At 45.5% G+C, this 23,041-nt stretch carries 15 protein-coding genes; 9 read left to right on the top strand and 6 right to left on the bottom strand.

All coding sequences use genetic code 11. The features are described from left to right. The first annotated feature begins 186 nt into the window (after positions 1-186). Complete coding sequence (locus BSHG_RS02710) at positions 187-1,512, top strand: DUF4270 family protein (RefSeq protein WP_008661232.1); 1,326 nt, start codon at positions 187-189, stop codon at positions 1,510-1,512. Beyond that, positions 1,509-2,714, top strand: a complete 1,206-nt coding sequence (locus BSHG_RS02705; RefSeq protein ID WP_008661234.1) for a hypothetical protein — start codon at positions 1,509-1,511, stop codon at positions 2,712-2,714. The genes BSHG_RS02710 and BSHG_RS02705 overlap by 4 nt, the downstream gene beginning before the upstream one ends. A gap of 1 nt (position 2,715) precedes the next feature. On the opposite strand, the gene BSHG_RS02700 is transcribed toward BSHG_RS02705, so the two are convergent. The 4 genes from BSHG_RS02700 to BSHG_RS02685 are packed head-to-tail and all read right to left on the bottom strand — an operon-like array spanning position 2,716 to position 8,776. Further along, entirely contained in the window at positions 2,716-3,174 is a 459-nt protein-coding gene (locus BSHG_RS02700) for a copper resistance protein NlpE (protein ID WP_008661236.1), read from the bottom strand. 12 nt (positions 3,175-3,186) lie between these two features. Further along, entirely contained in the window at positions 3,187-4,566 is a 1,380-nt protein-coding gene (locus BSHG_RS02695) for a TolC family protein (protein ID WP_008661238.1), read from the bottom strand. Positions 4,567-4,583: 17 nt separating this feature from the next. Beyond that, entirely contained in the window at positions 4,584-7,709 is a 3,126-nt protein-coding gene (locus tag BSHG_RS02690; protein WP_008661239.1) for an efflux RND transporter permease subunit, read from the bottom strand. Then, a complete protein-coding gene (locus tag BSHG_RS02685; RefSeq protein WP_011203256.1) occupies positions 7,709-8,776 on the bottom strand; it encodes an efflux RND transporter periplasmic adaptor subunit in 1,068 nt (355 codons plus the stop codon). The genes BSHG_RS02690 and BSHG_RS02685 overlap by 1 nt, the downstream gene beginning before the upstream one ends. A gap of 170 nt (positions 8,777-8,946) precedes the next feature. Here BSHG_RS02685 and BSHG_RS02680 point away from each other — a divergent pair, with 170 nt between their 5' ends. Both BSHG_RS02680 and BSHG_RS02675 read left to right on the top strand, forming a co-directional pair. After that, the gene (locus tag BSHG_RS02680; protein ID WP_005789684.1) at positions 8,947-9,825 is read left to right on the top strand and encodes a helix-turn-helix domain-containing protein; all 879 of its coding nucleotides are present in this window, start codon (positions 8,947-8,949) and stop codon (positions 9,823-9,825) included. A gap of 89 nt (positions 9,826-9,914) precedes the next feature. Then, positions 9,915-11,099 carry an aminopeptidase C gene (locus BSHG_RS02675; RefSeq protein ID WP_005789686.1) on the top strand — a complete coding sequence of 395 codons (1,185 nt, stop codon included), beginning with the start codon at positions 9,915-9,917 and terminating at the stop codon, positions 11,097-11,099. A gap of 181 nt (positions 11,100-11,280) precedes the next feature. On the opposite strand, the gene BSHG_RS02670 is transcribed toward BSHG_RS02675, so the two are convergent. After that, positions 11,281-12,018, bottom strand: coding sequence for a LytR/AlgR family response regulator transcription factor (locus tag BSHG_RS02670; protein WP_005798966.1), 738 nt, complete (start codon positions 12,016-12,018; stop codon positions 11,281-11,283). Further along, a complete protein-coding gene (locus BSHG_RS02665) occupies positions 12,015-13,184 on the bottom strand; it encodes a sensor histidine kinase (RefSeq protein WP_008661244.1) in 1,170 nt (389 codons plus the stop codon). Before BSHG_RS02665 ends, BSHG_RS02670 begins: the two co-directional genes overlap by 4 nt. 189 nt (positions 13,185-13,373) lie before the next feature. Here BSHG_RS02665 and BSHG_RS0220720 point away from each other — a divergent pair, with 189 nt between their 5' ends. The 5 genes from BSHG_RS0220720 to BSHG_RS02645 all read left to right on the top strand — a co-directional run bounded on the left by BSHG_RS0220720 (position 13,374) and on the right by BSHG_RS02645 (position 23,038). Continuing rightward, the gene (locus BSHG_RS0220720; RefSeq protein WP_032497497.1) at positions 13,374-14,054 is read left to right on the top strand and encodes a transporter; all 681 of its coding nucleotides are present in this window, start codon (positions 13,374-13,376) and stop codon (positions 14,052-14,054) included. Between the two features lie 893 nt (positions 14,055-14,947). After that, on the top strand, positions 14,948-18,103 hold the full coding sequence (locus tag BSHG_RS02660) for a SusC/RagA family TonB-linked outer membrane protein (RefSeq protein ID WP_005789697.1): 3,156 nt from the start codon (positions 14,948-14,950) through the stop codon (positions 18,101-18,103). Between the two features lie 14 nt (positions 18,104-18,117). Continuing rightward, positions 18,118-19,809 (top strand): RagB/SusD family nutrient uptake outer membrane protein, encoded by a 1,692-nt coding sequence (locus tag BSHG_RS02655; protein ID WP_005798974.1) that lies wholly within the window; start codon positions 18,118-18,120, stop codon positions 19,807-19,809. A 76-nt stretch (positions 19,810-19,885) separates the two neighbouring features. Beyond that, positions 19,886-21,766 (top strand): alpha-L-fucosidase, encoded by a 1,881-nt coding sequence (locus BSHG_RS02650; protein WP_005789701.1) that lies wholly within the window; start codon positions 19,886-19,888, stop codon positions 21,764-21,766. Between the two features lie 399 nt (positions 21,767-22,165). Then, positions 22,166-23,038: an electron transfer flavoprotein subunit beta/FixA family protein gene (locus BSHG_RS02645; RefSeq protein WP_005789703.1), complete on the top strand. Its 873-nt coding sequence runs from the start codon at positions 22,166-22,168 to the stop codon at positions 23,036-23,038. Positions 23,039-23,041 lie beyond the last annotated feature (3 nt).

Below are 23,041 nucleotides of genomic sequence, written 5' to 3' on the forward strand. Positions count from 1 at the left end.
GTTTTTTTAATCGTTAATTACTGACCGCAAATGTAGGCGACATCGGTAAGCGCAAAAAAAAGGATCGACTAACAGGCACATTCTCTCTACCAACGAAAATGAAGTCGATAAATCGTTCCGATTAGTCGATCCTTTTTTTACAGGGACAATAAATCGTCTTCTTTTGCGGCAAAAATGATCCGATTCATGAAACGAAAAAACTTATCCTTGTTTTTTATCACTCTTTTGATATCACTCCTCGCCTCTTGTCGTGACGAACTGTCGACGGCGGGAGGTAAATGGGTGGAAAGCTCCCTGCGAACCATACAAACCGATACCTGTACCGTACGCCTCAGCACTATCCTGAGTGACTCTCTTGCCACATCGGGTGACACTGTCTGCCAGATAGGAACCATTGACGATCCCGTCTGGGGAAAGATAAAGGCTGCTTTCTATGCCGAATATGACGTACCGACAGTTTCATTCAGTGAAAATGCCGACTACAGATTCGACTCCATTACCATCCGGTTCTATTCATCGGGTAACTATCTGGGAGATACCCTGAGTCCGCAACGTATCTCACTGCACAGTCTATCGGAGAATCTGTCATTGGACGAAGGTTATCTGTACACTACTTCGAAGGTGTCCTATCACTCCACTCCCCTGGCTTCCTTTACTTTCACCCCCACCCCGGGCGAAACAATCCGGGAACATGAAATCCGCCTCCCCGACGAATGGGGAGTCGAGTGGTTCGAACATTTCCAGGCCGGTTCACGTGAGATGGAGTCGCAAGAGTATTTCCGCGACTATTTCAAAGGTATCGCATTTATTCCCGAAGAAGGGGGAAATTGTGTCAACGGTTTCATGGTGAACGACTCAAGCTTATGCATCACTCTCTATTATCATCAGACGGAAACGGATGCCACGGAACTGTCCGCCGATTTTTTACCCAACAGCGATCTGAGGTTCAACCAAGTCAGTTGTGACCGCAGCCGGACCGCACTCTCCTCTTTGCAAAGCGGACTCAACAACGGACTTCCTTCTGAAAAATCGGAGCACCAGTCCTATCTGCAAGGGTTGACCGGCATGTATATCAATATTGATTTTCCATTCCTCAATGACCTGCGTGCCGAAGGCAGGCTGGTGACCATCGAAAGCGCCCTGCTCCGGCTATATCCGGTAAAAGGAACTTATGGCGAACAGTATCCCCTTCCCGAATCGCTGACACTGTATACAGCCGATGAAAACAATGTGACGGAAGATGTAGTGACTGATATTTCAGGCAGTTCCGTACAAACCGGAAGCCTGGTGACAGATGAAATGATGGGAGAAGATACCTATTACTCCTTCGATATCACCTCTTTCCTGCAAAGCAATCTGGGAACGGTAGGATACAACCGGAAGATTCTTCAACTGATGCTCCCGGACAACTTATTCTTCACTACCCTGAACGGAGTCGTATTCGGGGATACCGGACATCCGGACAGCAATCCCGTGAAACTAACCCTACTTTATAAAACATATAACCCATGAAAAGAAACCTGATTCTATTGCTTACTCTTTGCCACTCCACTTTATTAATATATAGTCAAAATACCACCAACTCCCCGACTTCCATGTTCGGACTGGGCGAACTCTCCACCGGAGAAGGCGGACAATACTCTGGACTGGGTGGAGCAGGAATTGCCTTGCAAAGCTACAACTTCCTGAATACAGCCAATCCGGCCTCACTTACCGCCATCGAGGGGCAACGTTTCCTGATAGACGCCGGAGTAATGGGAGCTTACAAGGTATATACACAAACCGGGACGAGCAATCACTCGCTGGTAGGTAACCTGAACAACCTGAGCATCGGTTGCCGCATCACTCCACGCTGGTATGGAGCCGTGTTCATGGCACCGGTCAGTAGTGTAGGCTATGCCATCACACTGGATCAGGACATCACGGGAACCGGCAGTTCCACCGTATCGTCACTCTTCGAAGGCGAAGGCGGATTGTCTAAAATGGGAATCAGTACAGCCTATCGGCTTTTCAAGGGATTTTCTGTCGGCGCTAACCTTTCCTACGTAACCGGGACCATCAAACAGACAGAAACCCAGGGAAGTATCAGTGTGGAAGAAAGCTCATACAAGCATGCCTTTTATGCTGACTTCGGCTTGCAATACAAATTTTCACTGAGCCGGAATAAGTACCTCGTGGCAGGAGCTGTATACGGATATTCGCAAGACCTGGCACAAGACAATACCTTGTCGGTAAGCAGCACATCGGGCAACGAATCGATTGACGAAAGCCAACGCCATGTGCGCCAATGCCTCCCCCAGTTTGTGGGAGCGGGACTTGCATACAACAGTCCGCGCTGGACGCTGACAGCTGAATATAAATATACGGATTGGAGTCGTATGAAGTCATCACAAAGCAACGTCCGCTTCGAGAACCAACACCGATTGTCGGCAGGCACAGCCTATACGGCAGGCAATATTTACCGGAATCCGGTGAAACTGTTACTCGGAGCGGGCGTCAGCAACTCTTATATAGTCATTCAGAAGAAGAAAGCAACCAACTACTATGTCAGTGCAGGAAGCAACTTCACTCTGTACAACGGCAACGTTCTCTCCCTGGGAGTGAAATACAGCGACCAGCTTCATCTGCCTAACGGCATGCAACGGGAACGGGGAGTCACACTCTTTTTCAATTTTACCTTTTCGGAACGGACGTACCGGGCGAAGATCCAATAAATCAATCGAGGAACACCTCTTCCTGCTTTAATACATAGGCATCGGCCAAAGCACCGGTAGCAGGCTGTTTCTCATTGTTCAGCATCACCAGGCTGCCTTCCTGCACTTTGAAGTAAGACACTTCGCCTCCTTTTTCAGTAAGCGTAAGCAGATTATCCTTCACCGTAAACGTACCGGTTTCATCGAAATCGGCATCTTTACGGTCAATATAAGCCCAATGATACGTATAGGTGCGATCCTTCTTCAATGTCAGGGTCAGTTCTATGCCCGGACAATCGGCAGCCGGAACCGTACCTTTGTAAACTCCATAGTAATCGAGAGAGGTTTCGGCAGTATGCATATCTACCACTTGTGTGGTATCGCTGCCTGCCGCAGATACATTGGCTTTCTTCGCATTTGTACAACCTACAGCAGTTAAAGTGATGAATGCTGCTGCCATCCAATAAAGATTCTTTTTCATCGGTTTAAGTTTTTATAAATTAATCTTATTATATAATATACCTGCCGCTTTCAAATAAGCCACATAATTCAGATAAAGCTGGAAATGTGCATTCACTTTCGTTTCGTATGCCTGTTGCCATAAGGCTTGTCCTTCCAGATGGTCGGAAAGGGTTTCCAATCCCACTTCATATTGGCTTTTGCTGACACGCCTGTTTTCCTCGGCCTGTTGGAGAGAACGGTCGGCAAGCTCGCTTTCCAGTTTCGCCTCATCAAGATTATTGGCCGCCCGGGTTAGTTCCAGCAACATCAGCTCGTTCAGGCTTTGCTGTTGCAGGCGGGTCTGTTCCAGTTTCGCCTTGGCTGCGCGCACTTTGTTGCTCCTTTCACCGAAATGGAAAAGCGGTATGCTGACATTGAGCAGGACGGAAAAACTGGCATTGTCCAGGAAATTCTTGTCATTCAGTTCCAAACCATGTACATAATCGTAAGAACCTTTGATACCGATTTTGGGCAACAATTCACTGCGGTTCAGTTTCACCTGCTGTTTGGCTATGGCAACTTGTTTATCCAGAATAGTATATTCAGGACGGGCAGTGATATCCAATACCTGAATTTCCAATCCCTGCTCTATCTCCGGAAAGTTACCGGAAACATGGATGTCGGCAGTCAATGGCTTTCCAATGAGATGACACAAATTCATGGTAGCCAGCCGAAACGCATTCTCCGCCTTACGAACAGCCAGCTCGCTCTCGTTCAGCCTGACCTGTACCTTCAATACATCGTTTTGTGGTTTCAGACCGTGTTTGTATGCACTTTCTACATTCTTCTTCAGCTCGGTAAGTACCGTATGATAGGCATCGGCTACTACCTTCATCTCTTTGGCTTTCACGACAAGAGCATAAGCCTGATCGGTTTTCAGAATCACTTCGGTAGCAGTCAGGGTTTCATTCATCTGCGCCATCTGTTTTCCCAGTACCGACATCTTGTAGGCAGCAGTGATTTTGCCCCCCATATAAAGCGGCTGTTCCAACTGTATCCCTCCCATATAGACCCATCCTATCTTATAATCCAGGTTGATACCCGGAAAATAGGCAAAGCCGCCATTAGGTATGAGTTGTCCGGTCGCATCGGGCAGGAAAGTGGGCAGATTGCCACCGGCTATCCCGTAACTTCCGTCGGCATTACTGTAAAGTCCGGTGCCGCTGGCTGTAAAATTGGGGAAGAAGTTCCCTTTGTAACTTTTGGCTGTGTAGTGGGTGCTTTCCGTCTGTTTAATGGAAGCCGCCATTTCTTTATTGTATTTCAATGCCATTTCGCGACACTCTTGCAGGCTGAGTGTCTCCTGTGCGAATGCCGGAGCACAGAAGTCCGACAACATAAAGCAAAGAGAAAGTATAATTATCTTTTTCATCAGTTCTCATTTTTTAATCAGTCGTTTCTTATCTTGAAGAATAAAGCATATAATATGGGTATAAAAAGCAGTGTGATAAGTGTACTGCATAGCAACCCTCCCATAATGGCTGCTGCCAGTGAACCGAACATAGCGTCGGACAGCAATGGAATCATCCCCAGAATAGTGGTGAGCGATGCCATCATTACGGGACGGAGACGGCTTTGCGAACTGTCTATCAACGCGGTGACCGGTTCTATACCGGCATTAATCTGCAAGGTGATTTCATCCATCAGCACAATGCCGTTCTTAATCAACATACCAATCAGTCCCAGTGTTCCCACAATGGCTACAAAGTTGAAAACCTTTCCGGTAAGCAGCATCACGCCCACTACCCCTACGAATATCATCGGCAGGCAACAGAAGATAATAATGGGTTTACGGTAATCCTTGAACAACATAATCAGAATAGCGATCATCAGGATTATCGCTAAGGGGAAGTTCTTGAACAAATACTTCATGGATTGGTCGCTGGCTATCTTTTCACCTTGCCACACCAATGAATACCCGTCGGGCAACCGTATCTGCTCTATCTTATCCGCAATGGTCAATCGTGCCTTCTCCGTTTCAATGCCCGGAGCAGGCGAGCATTGTACACGCTGACTGCGTTGTCCATTGTAACGGGGCACTACAGGGTCCTCCCAACGAATATCGATTCCTTTGCTGATTTGCTGCAACGGGGTGCTCCCCATCATACTTTCTACCAGGTCTTCTTTAGAAAGAGTACCAGTCTTCAACTTGACCATGGTCTCCTCGTTCAACAACCCGCTCAGGGATGGTAAGGCAGAAAAGACTTGTGTATTGCCCAAGTCCTCTATCGGTTGTCCTTCCTTATCCAGACATTTCAGATAGATATTGTTCTTATGTATGCCTTCATAAAAAGATCCGATAGGAATGCCACCGGCAGCAGTCAATAAAGACATACTGACATCACTGCGGCTCAAACCCAGTGCGCGTGCGGCAGGTTGGTCATATTCAATGGTCAGGACAGGTATTTGAGGCTCCCAATCGGTAGTGATAAGACATACTTCGGGGGTATTCTTCATGATGTTGCGTGCACTGTCGGCCAATTGGTGAAGAACAGCAGGATCGGGTCCCAGAAATTGTGCTTCAATGGGGTATTTCTTGAACATCAGGTTATAGCGCTTCAGTTTGATGTAAGCATCCGGATAAGTTGCCGACAGATAGCGCTGAATTTCATCCATATTGTCTACCAACTCCTCGGGAGAGGTGAAGTCGATGATCAGTTCTCCATAAGAAAGTGACGGGTTAGCTACACTTCTCACCAGATTGTACCGCCCGGGAGTACCACCGATGGAAGCTGTGACATGGGTGATTTCCTTACGCCCTTTCAAGTAAGCTTCTATCTCTTTCAGATCCTGTTCTACGCGGGTATAGTTGTTCCCTTCGGGGAGTTTATATTCCATGTAGAGCTGATCGTAAACCATATCGGGGAAGAAACCCTGCCGCATGTACTGATAGCCAAAAACAGAAAGAGCCAGCAAACCGACCATGGTAAAGACAAAACTCCACCGGTGTGCCAATCCGAAACGAAGTGCCGTACGTAATGCGGCATAAATCTTCCCCTTGTAAACCCGTTTGCCACCACTATCGGCTTCTACGGCAAAATGCAGACGACGGTTAGCCATCAACGGTACATGAACCAACGCCAACACCCAGCTGAGCAGCAAAGAAACGGCAAGTACGATAAAAAGATCGCGCGTATAGACACCTGCCGTATCCGGCGACATATAAATCGGCAAGAAAGCGATGATGGCGATCAGTGTAGCTCCCAGCAACGGCATGGCAGTCTGCCGCCCTATGGCGGTCATTGCCTCCATCCGGTCTTTCCCGGCTTTCAGATCTACCAATATCCCATCGATAATGACAATGGCATTATCGACCAGCATCCCCATAGCCAGCACAAAGGCAGCCAGGGATACACGTTGCATGGTTCCTCCTGCGGAATAAAGAAACAAGAATGAACCGAAAACAGTAACCACCAGGCTGATGCCTATGATAACCCCGCTCTTAAATCCCATGGCAATCATCAGGATAAGCACTACGATGATGACTGACTCTATCAGGTTGATGACAAATGTACCCAATGACTCGCCCACACGCTCCGGTTGGTAGAACACCTTTTGATATTCGACTCCGGCAGGCAGACGTTCGGCCTTGAGTTCAGCCAGTCTGGCCTCTACGGCATGTCCCACTTTCACGATGTCCGAACCACTGGTAGCGGCAATCAGAATGCCCAGTGCACGCTCACCGTCATAGTACATTTCGTTACGGACCGGCTCTTCATAGCCTTTCTCTATTTGTGCGATATCGCTCAGACGCAGTTGGTCGTCATCATGTCCTTGAATAAGCATTTTGCCTATATCTTCTACCGTCTTGAATTTATCATTGACAGTCACACGGATCCGATTGTCACCATTGTCATAATAGCCGGTATAGGTAGTCTTGTTTTGACCGTTCAGGGTAGCAAGAACTTCAGCAGGCTTTACACCCAAATTTGCCATACGATCCTGCAACAAAGAGATATTGATGCACTCCGGACGCTTTCCATACAGATCTATCCGGTCTACCCCTTCCAGTTCGCCGACTTCACGCTTAATCAGTTCGGCATAGTCCGACAACTCACGATCAGACAAACCATCACCGGTCAAAGCGTAAAACATACCGTACACATTCCCGAAGTCGTCTTTTACAATGGGAGCACTGACTCCTTCGGGCAGTGAAGCCCGGGCATCATTGACTTTGCGACGCAGCATATCCCAGCATTGCTCCACATCATCATCCGGCACAGTGCTCAGAAGTTCAATCTGTATAAGTGACAGATCATTATAAGAATAACTTTCTATATTATCTATATTTCCCATGGTGCGGATGTTCTTTTCCAGTACATCGGTCACCTCCAACTCTACCTGATGTGCCGAAGCCCCGGGATATGTGGTGACCACCATGGCAAGTTTTACCTTTATTTCCGGATCCTCCAGTTTACTCATCTGATAGCAGGAATAAGCTCCTCCGAACATCAGGACGGCTATCAGGAAATAAATCAGGTTACGATTATGGAATGCCCATTTACTTATATCCATTATAACAGTCCTCCTATATTTGTGTGAGTGATTTCAGGCAGAGTTTTTACGGTTTCCCCGTTTTCTATATGATGTACTCCTGAAGATACGATTTTGTCTCCGGGTTGCAGTCCGTCAGAAGAAATAAGGCTGTACCCGTCATTGGTCAACCGCAATACAGATACTTCACAATTGTGTACGGTATGGTCTGATGCATTGTAGATAAAGACATACGACTTTCCGTCTTTCTGCAAGATGGCACTGGTAGGGACGGATAACGTACCGGAGCGATCTGTATCGCAAAAGATAGTCACCATGGCATTCATTCCGGGAGAAGGAACAGCCTGTTTTCCGGGTATTAGCTGAAGTCGCATGGTATACAACTGATTAGCATTTGCTTTAGGAGTGACACTGATCAGTTGTAACGGGTAGGTTTCTCCCGGATAAATATCGAATGTACAGTGATAGCGGTTGAACCGGTTACGCCGGATATATTCAGCTGCCGGCAAGTTGATTTCCACCTCGGGTGCACCTGCACTTACCATCGAGATGACAGGCATGCCGGCTCCTATGGTCTCATGGGCTTCGAACAAACGTTTTTGTACATATCCGCTGAAAGGAGCATAAAGGCGGGTATATGCCAACTGATCTTGATGATGTTTATATTTGGCTGTGATTTGTTTCAGTCCATAGACAGCCTTGTCATTGGCATTGGGTGTGGTTCCGTTCTCTTTATAGAGAGCCATGACCCTTTCCGCTTCGGCCTTTACCTGACGGTATTCAGCTTCCGTAGCGTCCAGTTGTACCTGATAGTCAGTCGGATCCAATTCGGCCAGGAGCTGCCCCGCTCGTACTTGCGCCCCGTCTTTCACGTATATTTTATTGATAGTGCCACTTACCCGAAAAGAAAGACTAATGTCCTGAGCGGCTTTTACTCTCCCCGGAAATTGTAGAAATTTCTGTTTATCAGCAGCAATGACTGTGTCTATTTTTACTGTTTGACAATCTTTATTTTCCTTGGTGTGCCGGGCACAGGAAATAAACAGCATAAGAAAAATCCCTGTCAGAATAAGATAAATCTGTTTCATAATTTGCGTACTTTTGTATTTCATATGCAAAGTTATTGGGAAGGGAAGAGATAGAAAGGTTGAAATGAATGATAAATTGTTCTATTTGTATCTTTTTCAGTCTGTATACAGGTAAAAACTTTGCGATTTGTATTTATTTTGTAGCCGGTTTATAATTTAAGAACAGAAGAATGATAGAACAACAAATGCCTTTTCGGAGAATTCTGCTTACCAGTGATACGTTTCAAATACTTAAAGAGGGACAAATAATTTCGACATTCAATAAATGTGGTATCTTCTATTGTCAACGCGGCAGTGTGGAAGTCTCTTTGGAAGGTTGCCATTATCATATCAAACCCGGGGATGTTTATATCTATATGGCTTCTACCTTGGTGCACTTGTTGCATAAGAGTGAAGATGCCGAGGGGATTATGGTTGAAGTGGACTTTTACTATATTCTACCGATTGTAAACAAAGTGATAAATGTGGAAAGCCAGCTCTTTATGCGGAAAAATCCATGTGTCTCCTTGTCCGGTGAACAATGTGCCCATTTTGAATATTTGCTGAACAATCTATGGGATAGGATAAATGCGGAAGACTGCCAGAAGGAGAATGTCCAGTACCAGCATCTGAAACTGGAACTGATAAAATCGATGGGACAGACTATCTGCTATGAAATCTTAAACATGTATTTTACCAACCAGCCCTTGCAGCCTTTACAACAAGGGAAAAAAGATGTTGTCTTTCAGAATTTCATGCTGTCTCTGTTCCGTTTCTATCGCAAGGAACGTGACGTCTCTTTTTATGCAAGGATGCAGCATATCACTCCCCGTTATTTCTCGGCCATCATCAAGGAGAAAACAGGAGATAGTGCCTTGCAATGGATCGTACGGATGGTGATAACCGAAGCGAAACAATTATTGGAGGAATCTGATCTGAGCATAAAAGAGATAGCAGACCAACTGAATTTTCCGACACAGTCTTTCTTTGGCAAATATTTTAAACAATATGTGGGAGTTTCGCCCAAAGAATATAGAAACAATGCTGCGACAACGAGAATAAAACGCTAAAATATAGCAGTAAAGATAGACGTTCATTTCCATATTTGGGGATATTCAGCTATCTTTGTCGCATAAATATTAATAAAAACGACATAATAATGAAAAAGACAATCCTCCTGGCCGCTTTAGGCCTGATCAGTCTGAGTGCATTGGCCCAAGACAAACCACAAGAAGAAGGCTTCGTTTTCACTACTGTGAAAGAAAACCCGATTACATCCATTAAGAATCAGAACCGTTCGAGCACTTGCTGGAGCTTCTCAAGCCTCGGTTTTCTCGAATCGGAATTGCTCCGCACAGGAAAGGGTGAATACGATCTTTCTGAAATGTTCGTTGTACACCACACGATGGTTGACCGCGCTGTTAACTACGTTCGCTATCATGGCGACAGTTCTTTCTCTCCGGGAGGAAGTTTCTATGATATCATGTTCTGTATGAAGAACTACGGACTTGTACCGCAGGATGCTATGCCGGGAATCATGTATGGTGACTCACTGCCTGTTCACAACGAACTGGATGCAACAGCAGGAGCCTATGTTAATGCTATTGCCAAAGGTAATCTGAAGAAACTGACTCCGGTATGGAAGAAGGGCCTTTGCGCTATTTATGATACTTACCTGGGACAATGCCCGGAAAAGTTCACTTACAAAGGCAAAGAGTATACTCCGATGACTTTTGCACAGTCTTTGGGACTTAATCCGGACGACTATGTATCTCTGACTTCGTACACACATCACCCGTTCTATTCTCAGTTTGCCATCGAAATCCAGGACAACTGGCGTAACGGATTGTCATACAACCTGCCGCTCGACGAATTTATGGCTGTAATGGATAACGCTGTAAAGAACGGATATACATTTGCATGGGGTAGCGACGTGAGCGAAGAAGGATTTACCCGTGACGGTATCGCTGTAGTTCCGGATGCAGCCAAAGGTGCCGAACTGACAGGATCGGACATGGCACGCTGGACAGGAATGACTGCTGCCGACAAACGCAAAGAGTTGACTTCAAAACCATTGCCGGAAATGAAAATCACTCAGGAAATGCGTCAGACAGCTTTCGATAATTGGGAAACAACTGATGACCATGGAATGATTATCTATGGTATCGCTAAAGACCAGAACGGCAAAGAATACTTCATGGTTAAGAACTCTTGGGGTACAAACAACAAGTACAAAGGTACTTGGTATGCTTCTAAAGCTTTTGTTGCTTACAAGACTATGAATATTCTGGTTCACAAAGATGCCCTTCCCAAGGATATCGCAAAGAAACTGGGAATTAAGTAAAACATTGCAAGACTAAGACAACAACAGGTCTTAAAGTCTCTTTCACCACAGATGAACAGATTTATAAGGATATACACTTACAGGCAACCGAAATCCCTGTATTGCCCTATACAATCTGTTCATCTGTGATAAACTTCCGGCACATGCTCAAAAAGAGCTTCACCAACCTAACATCCGGTCATTAACTGCTGACACAAATCTTGTTAATATATTCTGTAAATCTTTCCTTATAGTTATCTCCCACCGGTATATATATATTCTTATTGAAAATGATGCGTAACCGGGAAACTTCGGTTATTTTCCGAAGATTGACGATATAAGACCGATGTACCCTCATGAACATCTCCTGCGGCAAGCGTTCTTCCAGCTTTCTCATACTCAGCAAAGTCACTACGGGCTTATCCGCCGCATCGGTATAGATGCGTACATACTCACTCATACCTTCTATATAGCAAATGTCTGCCACATTGATGCGGATAATCTTATATTCGGACTTAACGAACAATGAACCGTCCTTTTCCAATAAATCAGTTTCCGTCCCTCCCCCGTTATCTTGCAAATGATACTCAAATTGCCGACGTGCCTTATCGGCTGCTTTCAGCAGATCCTGAAATTCAAATGGCTTCAGCAGATAGTCGACTGCATCTACCTTGAAACCCTCGACGGCATATTCCGGATAAGCGGTTGTAAACACAATCAGGGGCTTCACCACTAACGAACGCACCAGATCGAGCCCGTTCAGATCGGGCATGTGAATATCGACAAACATCAGGTCGACCTCTTCTTCCGACAACACCTGCATGGCACTGAATGCATCCTGGCACGAGGCTATCAGTTGCAGGAAAGGGACACGGGCTATATAGCCCGTCAATTGCTCGAGCGCCAAGGGCTCGTCATCAACAGCAATGCATTTGATCATAATAACGGAATAATTAGTAAAACATTAAAACTATCGTCACGTTCGTTGATAGATAAAGTATAATCTTGTCCGAATAGCAGCCTCAGCCGCTTGCGGATATTCTCCAACCCGATGCCGTGGTGTTGTTCCACAGATCGCCCGTGATTGCTGTTCGAACAACGAAAGGCAAGTCTGCCATCCTCGACAGACATAAAAACCCGGATAAACGACTCTTCCTGATAACTTACTCCATGTTTGAAGGCATTCTCGACAAAAGAGATAAAAAGCAAAGGAGGAATTTGCACCTCCGGCACCTCATCGGGCATACAGCATTCGATCCGGACTCTCCCAGTATACCTCAATTTCATCAAGGCAATATAATTGTCCAAAAACTGTATCTCGCGTGAAAGCAAAATCGTCCGGTTGCTGGCTTCATAAAGCACATAACGCATCAGTTTGGAAAGTTCGACAATAGTACGTTTTGCCTTGCCGGCATCCATATCGACCAACGCATGTATGTTATTAAGGGTATTCATAAAAAAATGCGGATTTATCTGATACTTCAGATACTGCAACTCCGATTGCAAATGCTGGTGTTCCAACTCTTTCAATGCTTCTTCATCACGCATCGACTTGAACAAGAGTTTGATAGCCACATTAATGCCTACCACAAGCAATGCCAGTGAAAGTCGTCCGAGAAAATACCTCGGAAGAGGATGCGGGCCCCGCCAGCGCATATCAAGCTCCTGTTTCGGCAAAAGGAGCGGTGACGAATGCTCCGGCAATGTATTGGGAAACTCCCTATCCCTATCCGGTAACACCTTTCCTTCCGGATAGCGGCGGGGTTGCATCGGCATCAGATTCTGAAATTGTTTATGTTGAGGAGGATTGATAGAAGGATACAAAATAAAAAGCAGAGTCACGACTCCTGCTAATGAAAGTGCATAAGCCCAATACCGTTTCCGAAGTAACAGCCGGGGAGCCAGAAAATAGTTATTGACTACGAAAAGCAGAATGAAAGGCAGAGTCAGCAACCATGCCATCCGTATGGTCTGCCAACTAAACGTATGTACCGGGCTAATGGAAGCAAACAGATAATCACCCACCAACGGCACAGAGATAACCGTCAGCCAAATGACGAGATAAACCATCTGCTCCAGTAACTTCTGCTCATTAATTTGTTTCATACTCCAAAAAGTTCGTCTTGAATGTCTGTTTACAAAAATACCTCCTTTGTCCTACCCCTGCAAAAGAAGTCGACCAAGAGGGCTCTTTTGACGATAAAGTCGCCTGCAAAGGAAATAGAATCAACGAACAGGGGGATTTTATCAGTAATTATCTATCTTTGCAGCCCGAAAAAGATATCTATCAGCAATATGAAGAAAATATGGATACTTGCAGTCCTGACCATCTGTTCGGTTGCAACACAGGCACAAGAAGTTTTTATCAATGCAGACCTTGTCAGCAGCTACATCTGGCGTGGAATGAAGAATGGAAATGCTTCCGTACAACCCACTTTGGGTGTAGAGTGGAAAGGATGGACCTTATCAGCATGGGGATCGACAGAATTCAGAAATGAAAACAATGAAATAGACCTTACACTGGAATACGAATATAAAAATCTGCAACTGTGTCTCAACAACTATTTCTATCAAAGCGAAGACGCGCCTTTCAAATACTTTCACTATACTCCCCGAACTACGGGACATACTTTTGAGGCAGGAGCCGTCTACACAGTCAGTGAACGTTTCCCTTTATCCATAGGCTGGTACACCACCTTTGCCGGAAATGACTATCGGGAAAATGAGGAGCGTGCCTGGTCCAGTTATTGTGAATTCAGTTACCCATTCACAGTAAAGGGGGTAGACTTGGCCGTCGAAGCAGGATTCACTCCGTGGGAAGGAGAATACGCAGACAAACTGAATGTAGTCAATGTCGGACTTTCGGCTACCAAGACCTTGAATATTTCCTCCGGATTTACTCCGGCCATCTTTGGCAAACTGATAGCAAACCCTTACGAGAACCGGTTCTACTTCGTTTTCGGGATAAGTTTATAGCATGCTATCCAATCTATCATTTATTTATCCATCCAAGCAGTCACAATCTTAAGAAGCGAACTCACCACCAAGTAGCTAATACCAGACAAACGTCTGACAAAAACAGCACAGATAAGAGAGCAGAGGAAGAAGTAACGCCTACAAAAAGAAAGATATAGATAAAATTAATATAATAAATCCAGCTCTTCGTTTATAAAAATATTGAATATTTTATTCGAAATTATCTCTTCATTCTTCAATAAGCCTATAACGTCTCTCTTACGCAACAAACCCTGATTCACATTAGACTTAAATCCATAGATCATTATATTACAACACATTAAGTACAAATCAAATGACATAAAGCAGATTATTCCTGGCAGAACTATAACCAAACTAATTGATTTTAAAGAAATAGATTTTATAATGTATTAAAAAAGAACAGAATATTTTTTGTTTTTTAGATTAACAACGTTGCAAATATAGCGATTATTTTAAAAATAGATAATAATCCCAAAAGTTTTTTTCATTCCAAGGCAATATTCCTTTCTCTTCTTACTCCTTCCGGAAACCAATCAAGAGAAGTACACTGAACCAAGTACAAAGGGTAGACAGAGAGGACTTCAGAAATTTCTGTTTTTGTCATAAAACACTAAATACCAAACACAATGCCAAACCAATCAGTAGAACAACAGGCTATTTCCATCTCTTACTCCCTGCCTATAAAGTCCTTCATTATAAATACAGAGCAGTGATAAAGTATATATATCCGGTGATAATAAGGGAATTACATTTCACCAAGTTCTGCCAGAACTAATCCATTTTTAAAGAAATAAGAAAGGATAATCAACAAGAAAGGAAGAATGTAAAAGAACCAAACAAAACCTTTATTATTAACCCAAAACAAAATTGTTATGTTAAAAATCACTAGACAAGTTACTCTGCTCTTGCTCGCCGGTGCATTAAGCTTCCCAGCTTATTCGTATGCAACGCAAGCAACAGAAGTATTGGTTCCTGAAGTTACTCAAGAGAAAGTGACAGGAACAGTTGAAGATGCATTGGGTCCGGTTATTGGTGCCAGTGTCATGGTAAAAGGCACGACCAATGGTGTCATTACGGACTTAGAAGGTAAGTTCTCGCTGAATGATGTGAAAAAAGGAGATATTATTGTAATATCTTACATCGGATACGTTACACAAGAAATACCTTATACAGGAAAACCTATTCAAGTGAAACTTGCCGAAGACAGCAAGGCTTTGGAAGAAGTAGTGGTAGTCGGTTATGCCACCGTAAAAAAAGCCAACCTGACCGGAGCAGTGTCGGCCGTAGATGGTAAAGTGTTGGAAGATCGCCCGATTGTCAACCTCGGACAAGGTTTGCAAGGTGCCATTCCTAACTTAAATGTAACCACCAGCGGACGGCCCGGGCAAGGTTCAAGTTTCAATATCCGTGGTACTACTGCCATGAGTGGAAGTTCACCATTGGTATTGGTTGACGGTGTGGAAATGGACCCGAACCTGATTAACCCGCAAGACGTGAAAAGTGTTTCCGTATTGAAAGATGCCGCGTCTGCTTCCATCTATGGTGCACGTGCAGCTTATGGTGTCGTATTGATTACCACCAAAGGAGGCCGTAAAGACCAGCCGACACAAGTATCGTTCGATGCATCGGTTTCATTCAACGGGCCTACTACCCGCCCAACATATATGAACTCCATGCAATATGCTACCTGGATGAACACTGCGCAACAGAACACCGTGGGACGCGACTATTTCGATGCTGAGTGGATGCAGCATATCGAAGCCTACTATAAAGATCCGGTGAACAATTCTCCGGTATTTATCCATTCGGACCCGAGTATCAGTAAAAACGGCACCAAATACACGTATGCCGGCAATACAAACTGGATGAAAGAATTGTATAAAAAGAACTATCCCGTCCAGAAGTATAATGTCAATATCAGCGGAGGTGGAAAGAAGGCAACTTACTACACATCCTTAGGATATACCGACCAGGGATCACTGATTCGTTTCGGTAACGAACAGTTCAAGAAGTTCAATGTGATGAACAACATCAATTATGACGTGAACGACTGGTTACACCTCTCGATGAAGACAAGTTTTAACCGCACCAAACTGAGAGGACTGAATCAGGACAATGTACATGGTGATAACTTTATGGGAGGTGATACCCGTCCTATCATGCCGGTGAAACATCCGGACGGCAACTGGGCAGGACAAGGTGACTTTACCAATTTTCCTGCTATCCTTGAAGATGGCGGTAGCCGGCTCACCAACAAGAATGACCTTTGGAACACGATCACGATGAAACTGACCCCAATCAAAGGAATGAGCATCAACATGGACTACACGTTCAATTACTACAGTGAAAACAATAAGGTTCACATGAAGTCATTTGACGAATATGGAGCCAATGGACAATTTCTGCAAACTTTTGCATGGACGAATCCGAATTCTGTGTCACAATCACAAGCCAACGATACATACAATGCTTTCAACTTCTTCGGTGATTACGAAAAAACATTGGGTAAACATTACCTGAAAGGAATGATCGGTTATAATCAGGAAAGCAAACATACTACCGGATTCAATGCCGGACGCGAACAGCTGATCTCAAACGATCTGGGATCTTTAAGTTATGCTACAGGAGACCGCTGGGTAGGCAGCAGTGATAACTCCTGGGCTACACGAAGCGGTTTCTTCCGCATCAACTACGGATATGACGAGCGCTATTTACTGGAAGTAAACGGCCGTTACGACCTCTCTTCCAAATTTCCCAAGCACGACCGTGCCGTATTCAACCCTTCGTTCTCTGCAGCCTGGAGACTCTCTAACGAAAGTTGGTTCAAGAGCTGGACAAACAGTTTCTTCGACGAACTGAAAATCAGAGGATCTTATGGTAGCCTAGGCAACCAGGCACTCAACAATGGCTGGTATGCTTATCTTTCTAACTATAGTACGGGACAGATCAGCTGGATCATGGGCAGCAACCAACCGCAGTATGTGGTTCCCGGCGGCCTCGTCAGCTCGTCCATCACTTGGGAAACCGTTACACAGTGGGACCTGGGACTTGACTTCAACTTCCTGAACAGCCGATTGAAAGGTGCTTTCGATTACTATCAAAGACGTACGTCCGATATTCTTGCCGCAGGTAAAATTCTACCGGGCGTCCTGGGTGCAAACGAACCTCAGGAAAATGCAGCCGAGTCATTGACAAAGGGTTGGGAATTTGAGATCAGCTGGAATGATCAGCTGGCCAACGGATTCCACTATACAGTTGGGTTCAATCTGTCCGACTATCAATCGGAAGTTACCAAGTTCGATAACGAATCGAAAGAATTGGGCAACTGGTATGTAGGTCAGAAACAGGGTGAGATCTGGGGGTATGAAACCTATGGTTTATTCCAGTCCGAACAGGAAATAGCCGGAGCAGCCAATCAGGACAAAGTATCGGGAGGTATCAAACTGATGCCCGGTGACATCCGTTTTGTAGACCGTAACAACGACGGCGTTATCGACTGGGGTGACAACACCGTAGATAATCCGGGTGATAAAAAAATCATCGGCAACAGCACTCCGCGCTATCATTACGGCATCAACCTGGGAGCCGACTGGAAAGGTTTCGACCTGGGTATCTTCTTCCAGGGAGTGGGCAAACGTGACCTCTATCTACCGGGAACTTCATTCCGAAGCCACTACGGAAGCGAATGGCAAGTACCTTCAGCCTACAACAACGATTACTGGACAGAAGAAAATACGGGAGCATATTTCCCCCGTGCGCGTTTCAATGGTGGTTCTGCCATCAACCAAGCCCAGACACGCTATATGGTAGATGCATCTTACTGCCGACTGAAGTCAGTCAGCATCGGTTATACATTGCCTAAAGTGCTGACTCAAAAGGCTTCTATCGAAAAGATACGTATCTATTTCACCGGTGAAAACCTTTTCACTATTTCAGATACCCCCGACGGACTCGATCCGGAATTGGATAACCCATACACATATCCGATGCAAAGATCATTATCTGTTGGTTTAAGTCTCACATTCTAAATACAAAGCATCTTATGAAAATCAAATATCTATTCTACATCGGAGTGGCAACACTCGCCCTATCGGGTTGTAATGACGGTTTCCTGGAAAGAGCCCCGGAAGCGATCAATGACAAAACCTTCTGGAATACCACAGGAGACTTAGAAACGTATGCCAATCAATTCTACAGTTATCTGCCCGGAGGTGTAACCTCGATAGCAGACGGTGAAAGTGACAATCAGGTGCCCAACAGTATTCCTCAGTTCTTCTGGAATCAGTTGAGCACCCCTGCGGAAGCAGCTAGTTGGTGTAATTGGAGTAAAGGCGGATGGCAACCGATCCGGCTAGTCAACTATTTCCTGACTCACTATCAGACCGTAAGCGGTAAGGAGTCGGAAATCAACCAGTATGTAGCAGAAGTCCGCTTCTTTAAGGCAATGCAATATGCCGGACTGATGAGAACATTCGGCGATATCCCCTGGTTGGATAAAGATCTGGGTACAGGCGATACAGATATTCTTTACGGTCCGAAACTAAAACGTTATGAAGTGATGGATAAAATCATTGAAGAGTTTGATTTTGCCATCCAATGGTTGCCCGAAAAACCGGCTACCGGACGTATAGGAAAAGATGTAGCACGCCAACTGAAAGCCAGAACTTGCCTGCACGAAGGTACATACTATAAGTATCATACCGAATTGGGATGGGCAGACAAAGCTGACCGCCTGCTGAAAATGGCTGCTGATGAAACAGATGCAATCATGGCAACCGGTAAATACGAAATCTATAACACCGGACATCCGGAAAAAGACTATTATGACGTATTTGTGATGGAAGACAAAACGAATCTGAAAGAGGCCATTCTCCCGGTCACCTATCTGGATGGTAAAAGAAAACATGGCATGAGCCGTACGCTGGCAGAAGCAAACACAGGTTTCTCAAAAGATTTTGTAGAAAGCTATCTGTGCCTAAATGGTAAACCCATTACAGGAAACGACCAGTATAAAGGGGATACCAATATGAAGGATGAAACGACCGACCGCGATCCGCGCCTGAAGCAAACCATTCTGACTTGGGACTTTCCGACACGAGTAACTGTAGCCACCAATGACAGTACATACATCGAGAAAGAAGAAGACTTCATTTCACAATACTGCCTGACCGGATATAAATCCATCAAATACTTCATACCGACAGACAAAGCTTTCGAAGCAAACAATAATACTTATGACGGCATTGCCTATCGCTATGCAGAAACCTTGCTGATAAACGCAGAGGCTAAAGCCGAGCTGGGAACAATTACACAAGCGGATCTGAACAAAACCATCAACGTATTGCGTGACCGGGCGGGCATGCCGCACCTGACACTGGAAGTTGGTTTCACCGATCCCAACTGGCCGGCATGGGGATACAGCCTGACTCCGCTGTTACAAGAGATTCGCCGCGAACGCCGTATCGAGCTGGCCGGAGAGGGATTCCGTTGGGACGACCTGGCCCGTTGGAAAGCCGGTGCAATCTGTAACAACGTGAAGACATACATCGGAAAACGTGAGCCTTATAAAGAAGGCCAATACGCGATTGTATATCCTGCTTATACCAATGATAACTACTCTTATGAAGCCGGCAAGAGCCGCACCTGGAATGACAGACTCTACTTGCGTCCGATACCGACCGGGGAACTTCAGAGAAATGATAACCTTCTCCCGCAAAATCCGGGATGGGAATAATTGCTTTTTAGTTAGTCCCCGGAACGAGTTTCCGGGGATTTTTTTATCTTTGCACCATTAACCCTTTTAACATATCATGAAAATAAACAAACTACTGTATGCCGGAGCCGCCCTGACCCTACTTGGCGCCTGCGCTCCAGCTGTGAAAGCTCCCGAAGCCATCTTACCCGTTCCCGAAGAGAAACAAGTAGACTGGCAGAAAATGGAAACGTATGCTTTCGTTCACTTTGGTCTGAACACCTTCAACGACCGGGAATGGGGATACGGCGATTCGGAACCGAAAACGTTCAATCCAACCAAACTGGACTGTGAACAATGGGTGAAAACGTTTGTCGAATCAGGCATGAAGGGTGTGATCCTCACCGCCAAGCATCATGACGGTTTCTGCCTGTGGCCCACCCAATTGACGGAGTATTGCATCCGCAATACTCCTTATAAAGACGGAAAAGGGGACATCGTCGGCGAGCTGGCTGCCGCTTGTAAGAAATATGGCATCAAGTTCGCTGTTTACCTCTCTCCATGGGACAGGCACCAGGCCAATTACGGCACACCGGAATACGTAGATTACTTCCATAAACAACTGACTGAATTGATGACCAACTACGGTGAAGTATTCGAAGTATGGTTTGACGGGGCCAACGGAGGTGACGGATGGTATGGCGGAGCCAAAGACAGCCGTACTATTGATCGTAAGACCTACTACAATTATCCGCGAATTTACGAAATACTGGACAAGCTTCAGCCACAAGCTATCGTCTTCTCCGACGGAGGTCCCGGTTGCCGTTGGGTGGGTAATGAAAACGGATTTGCCGGAGCCACCAACTGGTCATTCCTGCGTGCAGGTGAAGTGTATCCGGGTTATCCGAAATACCGCGAACTGCAATACGGACATGCCGACGGCAACCAATGGGTACCGGCAGAATGTGACGTCTCCATCCGTCCGGGATGGTTCTATCATCCGGAAGAAGACGACCGGGTAAAAACCGTAGAGCAATTAACGGACCTTTATTACCGGAGCGTGGGACACAACGCCACCCTCCTGCTTAACTTCCCCGTTGACCGCGACGGTCTGATCCACCCGATCGATTCGGCCAATGCAGTAAACTTCCACAAGAATGTACAAAAGCAGTTGGCACACAATCTGCTTGCCGGCATCCGTCCCAAAGCCTCGGATGAACGAGGAGGACAATTCTCTGCCAAAGCCGCAACAGACGAAAGCTGGGATACTTACTGGGCTACCAATGACGGTGTGACTGCCGCAGATATAGAGTTCGACTTTCCGAAAACAGAGAAGGTCAACCGTATGATGATCCAGGAATATATCCCGTTGGGACAACGTGTCAAATCGTTCATCGTGGAATATGATAAAGACGGGAAATGGCTTCCGGTCAAACTCAATGAAGAGACTACCACCGTGGGCTACAAACGTTTATTGCGCTTTGAAACCGTTTCGACCGATAAACTCCGCATACGTTTCACTGATGCACGTGCCTGCCTTTGTATCAATAATATAGAGGCCTATTATGCAGGTGAAACAGCCGACACATTCACCGTGGAAGCAAAAGAACTGAAAAGTTATCCGTTTACACTTGTCGGAGTGCCCGAAGAAGAAACTAAAAAATGCATGGATAAAGACAAGAACACCACTGCTTTTGTCGAGGGAGATGCATTGGTGATCGATCTGGGAGAAGAACGTACCATCACCTCTTTCCATTATCTACCGGATCAGAGTGAATACAACAAAGGATTGATTTCCTCTTATGAACTATCTGTGGGTACCGAAGCAAATGCGGTAAACCGGATAGTAGCCCAAGGAGAATTCTCAAATATTAAAAACAATCCGATTCTACAGTCCGTCTACTTCACTCCGGTGAAAGCACGATACCTCTCTCTGAAACCGACCAAAATGGTAACTGAAGGAGAAACTATGGGATTTGCAGAAATAGGAATCCAATAACAACATTATTCCGGAGGTATGCCGGAAGTTTTCATAAATCTGAGGCATACCTCCAATATTCTACTCTTTCCCTCTTTTCTCAATAGATACCTTATAAGAAAGATCGTACCGGCGGGCAAGAAAGCTACTGACCTACTCCGACAACGAAGATTTTATCAATAAAACATTCCCGAATTAAAAGATCTGAAAGCTGACGATAACCCTGTATTCATGATCGTAAGACCCCGACAAGTTGCTCAGAATCCTTAAACTTGTGCATTTTTCAGATAGATTTCTTGTCAGAACCAAGCGTTTGCTTAAATTTGCAGGCTGATAGTTAACCGGATAGTGAATAGCAAGAACCTTACTACTGACTACTGGCTGCTAACTTGTAGAAATACTAATACTAAAATTAATAACATGAGTTTGAAAATTGTTGTATTGGCAAAACAAGTTCCCGACACACGAAACGTTGGGAAAGATGCCATGAAAGCCGACGGAACTATTAACCGTGCGGCACTCCCTGCCATCTTCAACCCCGAAGACCTGAATGCTCTAGAACAGGCTCTCCGACTGAAAGATGCTCACCCAGGCTCTACCGTTACCATCCTGACCATGGGACCGGGACGTGCAGCTGACATTATTCGTGAAGGACTTTTCCGTGGTGCCGATAACGGTTATTTGCTGACAGACCGTGCTTTTGCCGGTGCTGATACGCTGGCTACTTCGTACGCTCTGGCAACAGCCATCAAGAAAATAGGTGAATATGACATCATCATCGGCGGTCGTCAGGCTATCGATGGAGATACGGCACAGGTAGGACCGCAGGTTGCAGAAAAGCTGGGACTGACTCAGATTACGTATGCCGAAGAGATCCTGAAAGTAGGTGACGGAAGCATCACCGTAAAACGCCACATCGACGGCGGTGTGGAAACAGTAGAAGGACCCTTGCCCATCGTTATCACTGTCAACGGAAGTGCAGCTCCCTGCCGCCCGCGCAATGCTAAACTGGTTCAGAAGTACAAACACGCCAAAACCATTACCGAGAAGCAACAGGGTAACCTGGACTACACCGATCTGTACGACACCCGTGACTACCTGAATCTGGTGGAATGGAGCGTAGCAGACGTAAACGGTGATCTGAAACAATGCGGCCTCAGCGGTTCGCCGACAAAGGTAAAAGCGATCCAGAACATCGTGTTCCAAGCGAAAGAGAGTAAAACCATCAGCGGCAGCGACCGTGAAGTGGAAGAACTGATTGTTGAACTGTTGGAGAACCACACTATTGGATAAGAG

The organism is Bacteroides sp. 3_2_5, assembly GCF_000159855.2.
Lineage (GTDB): Bacteria > Bacteroidota > Bacteroidia > Bacteroidales > Bacteroidaceae > Bacteroides > Bacteroides fragilis.

Bases quoted from the DNA above. Each gene is read 5' to 3' on its own strand.
- BSHG_RS02710 (WP_008661232.1), top strand. From the start codon at position 187: ATGAAACGAAAAAACTTATCCTTGTTTTTTATCACTCTTTTGATATCA.
- BSHG_RS02705 (WP_008661234.1), top strand. From the start codon at position 1,509: ATGAAAAGAAACCTGATTCTATTGCTTACTCTTTGCCACTCCACTTTA.
- BSHG_RS02700 (WP_008661236.1), bottom strand. From the start codon at position 3,174: ATGAAAAAGAATCTTTATTGGATGGCAGCAGCATTCATCACTTTAACT.
- BSHG_RS02695 (WP_008661238.1), bottom strand. From the start codon at position 4,566: ATGAAAAAGATAATTATACTTTCTCTTTGCTTTATGTTGTCGGACTTC.
- BSHG_RS02690 (WP_008661239.1), bottom strand. From the start codon at position 7,709: ATGGATATAAGTAAATGGGCATTCCATAATCGTAACCTGATTTATTTC.
- BSHG_RS02685 (WP_011203256.1), bottom strand. From the start codon at position 8,776: ATGAAACAGATTTATCTTATTCTGACAGGGATTTTTCTTATGCTGTTT.
- BSHG_RS02680 (WP_005789684.1), top strand. From the start codon at position 8,947: ATGATAGAACAACAAATGCCTTTTCGGAGAATTCTGCTTACCAGTGAT.
- BSHG_RS02675 (WP_005789686.1), top strand. From the start codon at position 9,915: ATGAAAAAGACAATCCTCCTGGCCGCTTTAGGCCTGATCAGTCTGAGT.
- BSHG_RS02670 (WP_005798966.1), bottom strand. From the start codon at position 12,018: ATGATCAAATGCATTGCTGTTGATGACGAGCCCTTGGCGCTCGAGCAA.
- BSHG_RS02665 (WP_008661244.1), bottom strand. From the start codon at position 13,184: ATGAAACAAATTAATGAGCAGAAGTTACTGGAGCAGATGGTTTATCTC.
- BSHG_RS0220720 (WP_032497497.1), top strand. From the start codon at position 13,374: ATGAAGAAAATATGGATACTTGCAGTCCTGACCATCTGTTCGGTTGCA.
- BSHG_RS02660 (WP_005789697.1), top strand. From the start codon at position 14,948: ATGTTAAAAATCACTAGACAAGTTACTCTGCTCTTGCTCGCCGGTGCA.
- BSHG_RS02655 (WP_005798974.1), top strand. From the start codon at position 18,118: ATGAAAATCAAATATCTATTCTACATCGGAGTGGCAACACTCGCCCTA.
- BSHG_RS02650 (WP_005789701.1), top strand. From the start codon at position 19,886: ATGAAAATAAACAAACTACTGTATGCCGGAGCCGCCCTGACCCTACTT.
- BSHG_RS02645 (WP_005789703.1), top strand. From the start codon at position 22,166: ATGAGTTTGAAAATTGTTGTATTGGCAAAACAAGTTCCCGACACACGA.